This is a genomic window from Oceaniferula marina, from assembly GCF_013391475.1.
GTDB lineage: Bacteria > Verrucomicrobiota > Verrucomicrobiia > Verrucomicrobiales > Akkermansiaceae > Oceaniferula > Oceaniferula marina.
In genome coordinates, this window is the sequence record NZ_JACBAZ010000008.1 from 20246 (window position 1) to 32905 (window position 12660).

Here is a 12660-nt window from a genome sequence, read left to right on the forward strand (position 1 = left end):
CATTCATAATTCAATGTCCCTTGTAACCACAAGCAACGAAACACCGGCCCCCATCCAGCGCCCGCCTATCCACACCATCTCCGTTTTGGTCAATAACAAGGCGGGGGTCCTGATGCGGATCTCCCAGGTCTTTGCCCGACGCGGCTATAATATCGACTCCCTCGTCGTTTCCCGCGGCCGTGACCGCCATTTTTCACGAATGACGATTGGCATCAGCGGTGACCCGGCAGGTCTTGAGCAAATCATCCTCCAGGTTTCCAAACTGATCGATGTCCTTCACTGCATCGAGCACACCAAATCGAACTCCGTCGTCAAAGAACTGCTTCTGGTCAAATTCCTGGCCAGCAAACAGGAACGCACCGAGGCCCTGCAGATCATCGACCACTACGGCGGCAAAACCATCGACCTCACACCGACCTCCATGATCGCCATGATCAACGGAGAGTCGACCAAGATCGATGCCGCCCTCTCGATGTTCTCCCAGTTTGAAATCATCGAAACCATCCGGACCGGTAAGATCGTAATGGCCCGGGGAGAGCAAGCCACCTAAACATGGAAGAGCTTGGGTGACGGCAAACAAGCCCCCTCCAAACCGTTGCCCACCCCCACCCTAAGCGCCCCAAACAGCTCCCATTCATCCATTCCCACTACCTATTCACCACCACCTCTAATCCACACACAATATGAATATCCTTATTACTGGCGGAGCCGGATTCATCGGTTCCCACATCGTCGAACACTTCCAAGGAAAAGCCGACACCATCCGGGTGCTCGACAACCTCCGCACCGGCTATCGGCATAACCTCGATGGCTTCGATTGCGAGTTTATCGAAGGCTCCATCACCGACCGTGCCTTGGTCAAACAAGCCATGCAGGGCATCGATTATGTCTTCCACCTCGCAGCCATGGTCTCCGTGCCTGAGTCGATGTCCAAGATTTCAGAATGTGTTGACATCAACGTCAATGGCCTGATCAATGTGCTCGAAGAAGCTTCGGAAGCCGGAGTGAAAAAACTCGTCTTCGCCTCCTCTGCTGCGAACTACGGAGACAACCCGACAGTCCCCAAGGTCGAAACCATGTATCCGGAGCCCAAGAGCCCGTATGCCATCACCAAACTCGACGGCGAATACTACCTCGAAATGTTCCGCTCGGAAGGCAAACTCGAAACCGCATCCATCCGTTTCTTCAATGTCTTCGGACCTCGTCAGGACCCCAAAGGAGCCTATGCCGCAGCCGTGCCGATCTTCATTGAAAAAGCCGTCAAGAGTGAGGACATCACCGTCTTTGGAGACGGCGAACAGACCCGCGACTTTATCTACGTCAAAGACATCGTCGGAGCGCTCGTCTTTGCCGTCACCACCGATGGCGTGCACGGAACCTTCAACGCCGGATACGGTGGTCAGATCACCATCAACGACCTCGCCAACAACATCCTCGAAAGTGCCGGAACGTCCTCGCAGTTGCTGCATGGCCCGGAACGAGCTGGAGATGTCAAACACTCCCGTGCTTCATCCGACAAACTACGGGCCGCAGGATGGAAACCTCAGCACACGCTTGAGGAGGGTCTCGAAGCCACCTTCGAGTTCTTCAAAAACAAGCATAGCTGATAAGTCTATCAACTCCATTTGTTAGCCCCTGACCGGATGTATTCCGGCAGGGGTTTTGCTTTTTCCCGACTCATGGCGGAAACGTCAATCATTTCCCCTTGATACAGGATTGACAGATGAGCATTTTGGGTGCATCTGGCACAAGCCGTGCTACAAAATCCAGCACAGCAACAAGACAAGCCCCCACCAACATCAACCTAAAAAAGAACGAAACCTCCCCCGCTAACATCGGGGACAAGACCCCCACAATCACAAACAAACCATCCCATTACCATGGCAGCAAAAAAAACAAGCAAGAAGACAGCTAAAAAGGCAGCAAAAAAAGCTCCAACCAAAAAGGTAGCCAAGAAAGCCGCTAAAAAAGCACCGGCAAAAAAAGCAGCTAAAAAGGCACCAGCTAAAAAAGTGGTGAAAAAAGCAGCGAAGAAAAGCCCTAAAAAAGCGAGTGCCAAAAAAGTCACTCCACCGACTCCAGCTCCTACGGAAGAGGAAATCAGCCAAGCTGCCTACCTCAACTACAAGAGTCGTGTTGAGCAAGGCATTCACGGCGATGAAACCGGCGACTGGCTGGCAGCCGAGGAATCACTGGGTCAGGACTAACCCTTCCATCGTAATCAATCTTTACGCACCGTGCCTTTTCTACGAAGGGCACGGTTTTTTTGTGCCCGCATCCGGGGAGGCTAAAGAGACAAAAAAACCAGCCCCCGGCATTTTTTCTTTAAATCTTCACACACGCTTCATCATCACTTCATGAAACCCCGATAGACATTGAGCCGTCATCATTCTTCGGGCAAGTTTCACGATCCCCCCTCCATTCATCCTGACTTTATGAGTAATCCTTCCATCGGAAACAACATCCCGGCCCTGTGCCGAGGAGATGCTCATTTGTTGCAATCATGGATCGAAGCCCCACCGCTCACATCCCTGCGCTTCTGTATTCCGGCGATCCTCATCGGTTGCAGTTGCTATGGGTTCACCATGGGGCTCTGGCAAGGCTGGGAAATGGCAAGCTACGTCGGGATCAAACTGCCCCTCTTGATTTTTGCCACCCTGATGCTCAACGGCATGCTCAATGGCATGCTGGCCATGGCCCTGAGTAGCGGCATTGGCTTCCGCCAAAGTATCCAGTTCCTGCTCGCAGGATTTGCCCTGATGGCGATCATCCTTGGCTCGCTCAGCCCAATCACCTTTATGATGGCGCTACATGCTCCGGCCCCTGAGGATATCGGAGCCAAGCAATGGCATAGCGTCACACTTCTCAGCCACACCCTACTCATTGCTTATGCGGGAGTGATTTCCCACCGCTCACTATTGAGCCATGTTCGGAGACACGCTACCACTCCGTCCCATGGGACGCGCACGTTTTTCGCGTGGCTCGCAGGCAATCTGTTCGCCGGCGCTCAAATATCCTGGGTCATGCGCCCCTTCTTCGGATCCCCGGGACTCGAAGTCCAATTCTTCCGAGACAACCCGATGAACGGCAACTTCTACGAAACCGTCTGGCGCACGGCAATGTCCCTACTCGGCAGCTAAAAACGATCAAACAAACCAAATAACCACAACCATGACTGAAGAACCCACACCACCCCAGACAAATACACCCTCGCCATCCAGCCCTCCACCGGTCATCCCGGGACAACCCGAGACATTGCGCTCACCTTCGCAAGCCGGAAACTACGGTTCGGTTCAAAAAGCCTCACTTGGCCCGGATCCGGACTACACACCGATGGAGCAGGAAGGTTTTTCCAATATCCTGAACCACCTACTCAAAAAACCTCTGAGCGTGATTTATGAAGTGAATCAGGGAAACAACAAACCACTGAAGGCATTGATCATCATCAGTCTGGCCTCGCTCACCATCTTTGGTCTGGTTCTCGGTATGTTTAGTTCGGGAGACCAACTCTGGGCAGCCCCGCTCAAAGTCATCGGAGGGATCTTTTTCAGTGCCCTGATCTGCCTGCCCAGTCTCTATATTTTCGGAGCACTCGGAGGCATGGACGCAAAAATCCAACACGTTGTCGGTGTGATGCTCACCTTTCTGGCAATCACGTCCCTCCTGTTGGTTGGCTTTGCGCCCGTCGTCTGGCTATTTTCCACTTCGAGTAACTCTCTGGTCTTCTTCGGATTTCTCAGCCTCGGCATCTGGCTGGTCTGCCTTATTTTTGGTCTGCGGGTAATCAGTCGATCCAGCCGGAGCATGGGAGGAGGAAAAGGAGGCCACCTGAATATCTGGGCCATCATTTTCATCATGGTCACCCTACAAATGACCACCACCCTACGCCCGATCATCGGAACCTCCGAACATTTCCTGAACTTCGAAGAAAAACGCTTCTTCCTGCGCTACTGGTTTGAGGTCATGAACGACGAAAGCAGCGAGAGCGACAAATACGTCGATCCATACGAGTCATCGAACGATGAAAGAAAGACAGACTCCGAGAAGCCAACTCGCGGTCGTAGCTCCCAATGATCAATCAAGAAAGGCCGTCAGGGGGCTGGTAGCGGACGCCTGCAGATCACGTTCGGGCAGCCCCATCTCGTAGGCAGCCCTACCAGCCTGCACCGCAAGTTTAAATGCCTCGCCCATGCGCACCGGGTCAGAAGCAATTGCCATCGCCGTATTCACCAGAACCGCGTCCGCGCCCAACTCCATCGCCTCAGCAGCATGACTTGGAGCTCCAAGGCCCGCATCCACGACCACAGGCACAATGGCCTGATCAATGATAATCCTTATCTGATCACGGGTAACCACGCCTTGGTTCGAACCAATCGGAGCGCCCAAGGGCATCACCGCAGCCGTTCCCACCTCCTGCAGCCGTTTCGCAAGCACGGGATCCGCATTAATATAAGGCAGCACAGTGAACCCTTCAGCCACCAGTACCTCCGCAGCCTTCAAGGTTTCGATCGGATCCGGCAACAAATACGTCGGGTCGGGGTGGATCTCCAGTTTGATCCACTTTGGTAATCCGGCAGCTTCCGCCAGGCGGGCCAGACGAATCGCTTCTTCGGCATTCATTGCCCCACTGGTGTTTGGCAGTAATAGGTATTTCGCAGGATCGATAAACTTAAGAATATCAGCCTGCGGATCATCCCCGCCACTGAGATCCGCGCGTCTCAAGGCAACCGTAACAATCTCAGTTCCAGATGAAACCAAACTATCCCGCATCAACTCATTGGAAGCAAATTTTCCGGTTCCTGTCATCAAGCGAGAATCAAAGGAGCGGTCGGCGATCTTCAAAGGTAAATTTTTCACAGGCACAGACCTTAACCCGATGCCTCTTCCATGCAAGCCCAGTGATCGACCGCAGCCCGAGAAATTCACCTACGGCTCTTGCAGTTTATATCGACTACGCCAATTGGCCTGCCCATCTGAATCCAAGGCGTATTCATCCGAAACCAAGGGCCGAAAACGCCCCTGAAAAACCTCCTGATGCAGCCGGTCAAACTCACTGGAATACGCATACGTCAGCCGATCCGTCCGGTAAGGTTGGTCTGTCATCCCCTCGGGAGTCGTAAAATCAATCACATCCACACCAGCCCGCCTCAATTGCACGCGCACCTGTCCTCGTTCCATCGCAAATTTCCTGCGCTGCAAACCACCAGCTACTTGCCCCCTGCTGACCCCGTTGACCAACAACTCCGCCGGATTTTTTAAATAGCACACCACCTCGATGCCATCTTCTACATCCGCCGAAGCGAGTGCTTTAGTCACTTTGATTTGATAATGAAAATGGGAGGCTTTGACATCGTGTGCGTATTTCTTAAAAAACACACAAGCAAACTCCCCAGGCTCTGGCGACTCCCCTAACCATAGACGTTTATAATGCTTCAACAACAAGGCAAAAGCATAGTTATGATTCACCTCGGGGGCCAAATGATGACCTTCCGGATAGTCATTCCAGGTCGCATAGTTGATCATGCAGGCATCCACCTTGACCGCCCTCTCCAATAATTTTCTGTACACCTCGGACAACCCACAGACCTGAATTTTCCTTTCCACCCCATCCACACCCAAGGCCAAGACATCCTTGAGATAAAACAACATCCTCGAGCCCTTTTTCCTAGGGTAGACTTTTGATCCATAATGATCCGGGTACACCGTTTGAGTGTAGGATCGATTCCTTACCCGGCAACGCTTCGCTATCCCTTCCCAAGGGTCATCTTCAGCATAAGAATCCGTCCACCCCCAAATCGCAGGAAAATGATCCAACGCGGCTTCCACCACTTCCGGCCTGTCCTGAAATCGAAGGTGATACACATAAGCTATATCAACGCCCAAATTCTGAGCCAACCGCTGATAGGCCCCAGCCGAGTGACGGATCAATTCGGGCTGGCGTCCAATCATCCAATGCTGATCCACCGCGTCTGATAGAGCGTCAGGGCACCATGTAAAAAAAACAAATCTTTCGCCGGGTGTTTTGAGCCAGGCATCGCTCGAACCAAATTCTGAGATCAACGGCTGAATCCACTTTTTCCAATGGGCAATTTTATCACGTTCTGACTTCTCATGCTGCCGTGGGTTGCACAAACAAAGCGTCAGTTTGAAATCGATTTCCTCCTTGATGACAACTCGGAAAAATGCAGAAACCACCTGATTGTAATATGCCATCATGTCCTCGCTATCCCCCAATGGGTAAAAAAATTGAAAACCGTCCAAGCCCAACTTTTTTGCAGCCCGGATTTCCATCGCCGCACTCTCATCGATACTCAGGCCTTCCCCGTAAGCGGCCAACATCGATCGATACTGCACCAATCCCCCCACCTTGGCAGAAGGCCCGCAAGGGTCATACATCTCACTGCGCAAGTTTGCAGATTTCCTCGGCATCCCTCGATGATACAGCATACCAGTCATGTAATGGGCGATCACACGCTTCTGATCGGCAAGGGGCGCTGACAACCTGCGTTCTTTTTCAAGCTCCGTCTCTTCAAGCAAAGGCCGAACATCCAAAACACCCTCTCCAAACAATGCTGGAATCAAACAAAACCACGCAAAAAAAACAATCGTCCAAGATTTGATCCGACACATCGCAATTCTCGTATACGCCCCATCAGCTCAAAGACTTTCAGACATCTTCCGGCGCCAAGTGATTCTTCTGCAACAAAATTGACTTTTCATTGAAACATTTTTTAATTTATACGTCGTATTGATTAATGAATACGAATATAGTTCCGAAATAAGCGCTCTGCCTTCATCTCTATTCAAAAGCCTCACGTCAATTCGCCCCCCGATTCAGATCCTACTGTCCTACAAACTTCCCAGCCCCCAACCACGACCATCACCATGAAATCCCACACCACACCACCCCGACGCTTGGGCGTCCTTCTCGCCGCACTCGCTACAAGCTTTGCTTGCCTGCCAGTCGCCAAAGCGGCCACCAGCCTCCGGCTGTCAACCACCCAACTCAATCCGGAATCCGAAATTGAAATCATTTTCGACCGTGCCGTCGTTGGCGAACCTCAACTCCAACAATCGAGCAACAACGCACTCATCGGAATCAAGCCAAAGCTGCCAGGAAACATCGTATGGAAAGCGGCTAACATTGCCAGGTTCGTCCCTAGCCAAGCCCCCCTCATGGGCACGGAATACACCTTCAGCGTGCTGAAAGGCCAACAGTTCCTCGATGGTAAAAAACTTCCCTCTGGAAAAATCCAGACCGTAAAGTCCGAGCCATTCAAAGTTTCCGGATCGTCCCTTCGATCGGAATCAAAATCACTCACTCGTGAGCTCTCTTACTATGTCTATTTCAATGATGCCATTGACCCGGCAAAATCTCCGGCCTTGATCAAATTTATCAACAAGGAAGGCGTGACCATCGGATCGAAAGTGAGGCGTGCCACCTGGGGCGATATCGAATCCAGCTACCGGCGTGGGTCCACCTGGAACAACCGCTTCCGTGAGGCCGTCTCCGGCCTCAAAACCGTCTATTCCGAAGAAGCGGACGCCCCTATTCCCAACGCTCTGATGATTTCACCTGTCAAACCTCTCCCTCCCGGAGATGACTGGAGGCTGAACCTGTCCGAACAACTCACCAACGAAGCCAACAACGCCGTTCATCTTGGAGGCCACAATGTCTGGATTGGTGACATCGAACCTTTTGAACTGGAAAACGCAAAGGCATTCGTCGAAGCCAACAAATCACGCCAAATCCACCTCAGCTTCAACACCCCACCAAATAAAAATCTTACCCAGGAGCAACTCGCCAGCTTGATCTCGGTCAAACCCAAACTCGAGGAAGCTAAGTACACGGTTAAGGGCGACATGGTCATCGTTGAAGGAAAACTCAGAAAATCCAACAATTGGAACGTCAGCGTCAACCCGGCCATGCTGGCCATGAATGGCTTGATGATCAACAAAGCCACCAGTCATAAACTCAAATTCCTGCCCGTCGCAACCGGGCTTGCTCTACCGGCATTCGATTCCGCCCAATATGCACACGGTAGCCGCCTCTACGGAATCGAAACCGTCAATCTGGAATCCCTCCGGGTCCGGGTAAAGCTGCTCGAAGCAGACAAAGCAGTGCGCACCATGCAAGGATACCGCCACTACAAAGGCAGCGGCCATAACAACCACGATATTTCACCTACCCACCCGATGCCCTACTCCCTTGTCGACGGAAAAACGGTCTATGACCGAACCATCCATCTCGACAACCCTCTGGACACTTCCAAAGATGTCACTCTGGACTGGAACGCCATCCTGCCACAAAACACCCTGACCAGCACCTTTTTCATTTCCGTCGAAGGAACGGCCAAAGAACACTCCCGAGGTGGCAATCGTATCGCCCAATCGTTCATTCAGCTAACAGACATCGGACTTTGTTGGAAAATCAATGAGCAACAAGCGATGATGTATGCCTTTTCCTGCAAGACAGGCAAACCATTGCCCAACGTCCAACTCCAGGTCTTCAACGAAGACGCCGAAGCCGCAGGCTCTACAAAAACGGACAAACACGGGATTGCGCGTCTACCTCGCCAGGATGCCGCCCGCCACCTCCGGGCAAGTCTCGGAAACGACAGTTACATCGTCCCCTTTGACAACACCCTCGACACGGTGTCCCTCTGGCGGTTCCCGGTTGATATCGAATGGAACCACCTCTCCGGCTGGAAACGAAACGTGATGATGTTCACCGACCGAAACCTCTACCGCCCCGGTGAAACCGTTCAGCTCAAGGGAATCGTTCGACAGTTCCTCGATAACCAAATCAAAAAGTCGGCAGACAAGACGGCCCAACTGGTGATCACCGACAGCAAGCGCCGGGTGCTCATGGACCAAGAAATCACCTTCTCAGACCAGGGGAGCTTCGACTTCACACTCAAACTGCCCGCCGAAACAGTCGGCAGATTCCGAGCCACGCTCACCTTCCCCGAAGACCCATCCCAGGCGGATGAAGACAGCTGGATCGTCAACCAATACCGGATATTCAACCACAACTTCCAGGTGCAGGAATTTCGGCGCAATGCCTTCGAAGTCACATCCAACATCCCGCCTGCAGCCCCCGGAGCCCGCAATATCGAAATGAATCTGGAAGCCCATTACTACCAAGGGCAACCAGTGAAAGAAGGCCTCGTGGAATGGTCGCTCAGCGCAACCCAAAGCGGATTCTATCCAAACAAGTTCCGTGACTTTTACTTTGGGGACCACCGCAGCTACGACCCCTACTACTGGAGCCACTACTTCGGATATGGCAACGGCTACGGACGACGCCAAAGAACCAACCACAACGGCGAAGCCAAACTCGACACCCACGGTAAGTCAAAGCTCAGTTTTGAACTACCCGAACTCACTTTCCCTACCGCGCTCGCTGTCGACATCCACGCTGAAGTCACGGATGCACGCGATCAGACACTCAGCAAATCCAGCCGCACCACCGTGCACCCCGCTAACACTTACGTTGGTATCTCCCGGGTCGACCGCTTGGTTCGGGTGGGGCAAAACCCAAACCTGGAGCTCATTGCCGTGGATACCCAGGGAGAACAACGCACCGAGGATATTAGCATCACGGCGATCATCGAAAGAGAATACTACGAACCCGTCAAAGTGCGTTCGGCAGATGGCCGGGCTAGTGTTAAAAACACCAAACACACCGAACAAGTAAGTGAGCAGCAACTGACGATCCCCGCCAACCAAGCGCTCATTCTCCCCTTTACTCCGGAAAAAGCCGGTCGCCATATCATTACCCTGAAGGGCACCGATAACGAAGGACATGCCTATGCCACGGCAAGCAAACTCTACGTCTACGGAGCCAAAGAGTATCCATGGGCATCCGAGGACGGAATGAAAATCAAACTGGTCCCGGAAAAACAACAATACCAACCAAATGACACAGCTCGTATTTTGGTCATGACCCCGATCGAAGGAACCGCTCTGGTCACCGTGGAACGATCTAATGTGATCCGCGAATACCGTCGTGAGCTGAAAGCGGATGCCCCGGTCATTGAAATCCCACTCAGCGACATGGATGCCCCCAACGCCTATGTCTCGGTTATGGTCATTCGCGGAGCGGACGCCAGCCCGAGAAAACACAAAGAACCGGTTCTCAAACTTGGTTACTGCACACTGAATGTCAAAAATGTCAAAGATCGTCTGGCGGTGAACCTTGAGGTCGCAGGCAGCCAGCATCGACCCGGTGAGTCCACCACGCTTCAAGGTTCCGTGACCTTTGCCGACGGATCCCCCGCAGCCAATGCCGAAGTCACCCTCTACGCAGAAGATGAAGGCACACTCGCGGTGATGGGGTACCGCAACCCCGACCCCATGAGCAATTTCCATGCACCTCGTCCACTTCTGGTCCAGTGTGGCTCCTCCTTCTCGACCTTCATCGCCGAGAACCCGGACGACCGCTATTTCGGAAACAAGGGCTTTACCATCGGTGGTGGTGGCGACGCCTTTGGCGCCGGAGGCGGAGTCAAACTAAAAACCCGGACCGACTTCAATCCTTGTGCCGTTTGGCAACCTTCACTCCGGACCGACGGCCAGGGCAAATTCTCCGCAACCTACACCAACCCGGACACCCTGACCCGCTACCGCGTCATTGCCGTAGCCCTGCATGGTGATAATAAATTTGGTTCGGCATCCAGTGATTACACAGTCGACAAGCCTCTCATGCTCGAACCCGCCGCACCCCGCTACGCAAGTGAAGGTGACAGGCTTCAACCCAAGGTGCTGGTTCAAAATAACTCCAAGTTCGAGGGAACCTGGAAAGTTTCCCTGGAAACATCCAGCCTCACACAAAGCCATGGCAATGCGCCGCTAAGCAAAACCATCACCCTGCAACCTGGTGGTGCCGGCACCGTCTATTTTGACGTGCACTTTGTTGAAACCGGTAAAGCCCGCTGGACATGGACGGCATCCCCCGTCCAAATCGCAGGTAAAGACACCCTCGAGCCAGCTCTGGCCACCGACCTATCCGACCGCGCGGAGACTCGCTTTGAAATCACCTATCCCGTTCCTCTGATGCGTCAAATGCGCTTTGTCAGCTTGAACAACGGAAACCAAAACGACCTCCTCAAGGATCTGGATCAAGAACTCCTCAAGGGGCGTGGAAAAATCGAACTCGAGCTCTCAAACTCACTTCTTCTCGAAGCCGGAGGAGCCGTCGATTTCTTACTCCACTACCCTTACGGATGTGTCGAGCAAACATCATCATCCTTGATGCCTTGGTTTGCGGTTCGGGACCTCAAAGGCATCGTCCCCGGATTTAAGGATAAAAATGAAACCGACATTGCCCAAGCCATTCAAGCGGGAGCCGACCGACTCCTCACCATGCAGACCCCGAATGGAGGCCTCGCCTACTGGCCGGGTGGTGACGAACCCACCAAATGGGCCAGCGCCTACGGAGGCATGGCCTTGTTGCTCGCTCGTGAGCATGGCGCCATGGTTCCGCCAAGCGCCATTGAACAACTCACCGATTGGATCAGTGCTTCGCTCAAAGAAGGCCCGGACAAAAAAGCCGACCACCGGTGGAGAAAAACCTGGGACATGGAAACCCGGGCTCGCGCCCTCTACGTTCTGGCACTCGCCGGCAAGACAGAAGCCGCACTCCAAAATAAAATGATCGATCAAGCAGAGCATCTCAACCCGAGTGCCCGATGCTTCCTCGCTCTCGCCATCCATCACTCCGGCGGTGCCCGCGACCAAGCATTGGCATTAATCCAAAACCTCCCCCCCCGCAAGGTGACACGCCACTGGATGCGCTACCACTCCGACGACGCCATGGCGGTACTCGCATGGTCGGAAATCGACCCTACGAATGAGAACACCCACCAAGCGATGCGTAAGCTCATCGACCAACGCAACCCTCGAGGGCACTGGCGCACCACTTGGTGCAACTCCTGGGCACTGCAGGCGATGGCAAGCTACGCCAGAAATGTGGAAAAAAACCAAGCTCCAAGCACCTTGCAGTTGATCGTCGGGAAAGAAACCAAACACATCACACTGGACCAAAAGTCCCCCACGGAATTCATCTCGGTGCCACTCCAGGAAGGGCTGCAAATCATCGCGTCCTCAAATAACAGAAGTTACGCCAGGATCCGGCTTAGCTCCAAACCGGAAATCGCCCCCTCCGGTCCATGGGCACATGATGGTTTGTCGATCACCCGCCGCTATAATCGCCTGCTTCCCGATGGAACCCTCGAGCCAATGACCCAACCCCGGGTCGGTGATTTGATTCAAGTCAACCTCGACATCACCTTCTCATCTGCCCTCGACTACGTCGTCATCGAAGACCGTATCCCTGCGCTCTTTGAGGCCGTCAACAATCAGTTCGAAAGCCAACGTTCGCGTTTCAGCACCAATACCGACCATTCGTGGAAAATCACCCACAAGGAACTTCGCTCGGATCGTGCCGTCTTCTTCTTTGACCGTTCATGGGGAGGAAGCAAACGCACGCTCTCCTACCTGGCCCGGGTGACTTCCGCCGGAACCGCGGTAGCCCCGAGCGCCAAGGTGGAAGCCATGTATGATCCCGAACAGCTGGCACTCAGCAAAAGCCAAACCCTCACCACCCTGAAAAAAGGAAGCATGGCCGACCAATAAGCCATCCTCCCATTCCGAGGT

8 protein-coding genes are annotated in these 12660 nt (G+C 53.3%); 6 read left to right on the top strand and 2 right to left on the bottom strand.

Annotation, left to right across the window (positions count from 1 at the left end):
• The first annotated feature begins 13 nt into the window (after nucleotides 1–13).
• The 5 genes from ilvN to HW115_RS15680 all read left to right on the top strand — a co-directional run bounded on the left by ilvN (nucleotide 14) and on the right by HW115_RS15680 (nucleotide 4074).
• Nucleotides 14–550: an acetolactate synthase small subunit gene (gene ilvN, locus HW115_RS15660; protein WP_178933897.1), complete on the top strand. Its 537-nt coding sequence runs from the start codon at nucleotides 14–16 to the stop codon at nucleotides 548–550.
• A gap of 133 nt (nucleotides 551–683) precedes the next feature.
• Nucleotides 684–1607, top strand: a complete 924-nt coding sequence (locus HW115_RS15665; RefSeq protein WP_178933898.1) for an NAD-dependent epimerase/dehydratase family protein — start codon at nucleotides 684–686, stop codon at nucleotides 1605–1607.
• Nucleotides 1608–1880: 273 nt separating this feature from the next.
• Complete coding sequence (locus HW115_RS15670) at nucleotides 1881–2207, top strand: hypothetical protein (RefSeq protein WP_178933899.1); 327 nt, start codon at nucleotides 1881–1883, stop codon at nucleotides 2205–2207.
• A gap of 228 nt (nucleotides 2208–2435) precedes the next feature.
• Entirely contained in the window at nucleotides 2436–3140 is a 705-nt protein-coding gene (locus HW115_RS15675; protein ID WP_178933900.1) for a hypothetical protein, read from the top strand.
• Nucleotides 3141–3171: 31 nt separating this feature from the next.
• Nucleotides 3172–4074: a Yip1 family protein gene (locus HW115_RS15680; protein WP_178933901.1), complete on the top strand. Its 903-nt coding sequence runs from the start codon at nucleotides 3172–3174 to the stop codon at nucleotides 4072–4074.
• Here the strand turns inward: HW115_RS15680 and HW115_RS15685 are convergent, their stop codons facing one another.
• Together HW115_RS15685 and HW115_RS15690 are read right to left on the bottom strand one after the other, a co-directional pair.
• Nucleotides 4075–4857, bottom strand: coding sequence for a thiazole synthase (locus HW115_RS15685; RefSeq protein ID WP_178933902.1), 783 nt, complete (start codon nucleotides 4855–4857; stop codon nucleotides 4075–4077). It lies immediately after the preceding gene.
• A gap of 69 nt (nucleotides 4858–4926) precedes the next feature.
• The gene (locus tag HW115_RS15690) at nucleotides 4927–6537 is read right to left on the bottom strand and encodes a glycoside hydrolase family 71/99 protein (RefSeq protein ID WP_178933903.1); all 1611 of its coding nucleotides are present in this window, start codon (nucleotides 6535–6537) and stop codon (nucleotides 4927–4929) included.
• A 348-nt stretch (nucleotides 6538–6885) separates the two neighbouring features.
• Here HW115_RS15690 and HW115_RS15695 point away from each other — a divergent pair, with 348 nt between their 5' ends.
• Nucleotides 6886–12639 (top strand): alpha-2-macroglobulin family protein, encoded by a 5754-nt coding sequence (locus HW115_RS15695; RefSeq protein ID WP_178933904.1) that lies wholly within the window; start codon nucleotides 6886–6888, stop codon nucleotides 12637–12639.
• The last annotated feature ends 21 nt before the right edge of the window (nucleotides 12640–12660 follow it).